The 1224-nt window shown below is 71.9% G+C and carries 1 protein-coding gene; it reads left to right on the top strand.

Features of this window, described 5'->3' with window-relative positions; translation table 11 throughout:
- Positions 1-258: 258 nt before the first annotated feature.
- Positions 259-1224, top strand: a 966-nt coding sequence (gene holA / locus QL987_RS16855) for a DNA polymerase III subunit delta (protein ID WP_290158813.1), incomplete at its 3' end; no start/stop codon positions are given.

Here is a 1224-nt window from a genome sequence, read left to right as displayed (position 1 = left end):
CGACAGCGGGGCGTCGGCTGCTGCCCGGAGGACTCGCGACGCCGGGGGACTCGGCTGCTGCCCCCGATGGGTCGCGACGGTGGCATCGGCTGCCCTTCGGATGGGTCGTGGGGGCGGGGCGTCGGCTGCCGCCGGGAGGACTCGCGACGGCAGGACGTCGGCTGCCGCCCGTAGGATCGGTGCGACGCCGACCGGCACTGTGTCGCCGATGCACGGGCCCGGACGTCGTCGTCGCCCAGCGCCACCGGAAGGACCCGCATGCCCGCCAAGAAGCCCGCACGCGCCGCAGCGAAGATCGACCAGATCCCGTGGTCGGCCATCCGCCCGGCCCCGGTCGTCCTGGTCACCGGCGCCGAGACGTTCCTGGCGGAGCGGTCGATCGGCATGCTCCGCGACCTGCTCGTCGGCGAGGACCCGGCGCTCGAGGTGCACGACCTCGAGGCGGACCAGTACGCCCCCGGACTGCTGTCGACCCTGGCGAGCCCCTCCTTGTTCGGTGAGCCCCGACTCGTCCGGGTCACGAACGTCGAGAAGTGCACCGACGCCTTCATCACCGAGACGATCTCCTACCTACAGAACCCGGCCGACGACGTCACACTGGTGCTCCGGCACGGCGGGGGAGTCCGGGGCAAGAAGCTCCTCGACACCATCCGCAGCGGGGTCGGCGGCGGCATCGAGGTGCAGTGCGACGAGATCAAGCGCGACACCGACCGGATGGACTTCGTCAACGCGGAGTTCCGCGCTGCTCGACGCAAGATCGCCCCTTCCGCTGTGCGCACCCTCGTGGCCGCCTTCGCCGACGACCTGGCCGAACTCGCCGCAGCGTGCCGACAGCTCCTCGCCGACGAGGCTGCTGAGATCACCGACCGCACCGTCGACAAGTACTACGGCGGCCGCGTCGAGACGAACGCGTTCAAGGTCGCCGACATCGCTCTGGCCGGACGATCCGCACCGGCCATCGTCGAGCTCCGGCACGCCCTGGCGACGGGCGAGGCCCCGGTGCCGATCGTCGCCGCGTTCGCGAGCAAGATCCGCACGATGGCGAAGGTCAGTTCCTTCCGCGGGTCGAGCGGCCAGGCGGCCTCGGCGCTCGGCATGGCGCCGTGGCAGGTACAGCGAGCCCAGCGCGACGTCGCCGGCTGGAGCGAAGCGGGCCTCGCGAACGCCATCATGAGCATTGCGACCGCCGACGCCGCGGTGAAGGGCGGATCCCGCGACGCCCAC

The sequence above is a fragment of the Curtobacterium sp. APC 4022 genome (assembly GCF_030407555.1).
In the GTDB taxonomy this organism is placed as follows: Bacteria; Actinomycetota; Actinomycetes; order Actinomycetales; family Microbacteriaceae; genus Curtobacterium.
Note: the sequence above shows the minus strand (reverse complement) of the source record. Positions and strands in the feature narration are given on the sequence as shown.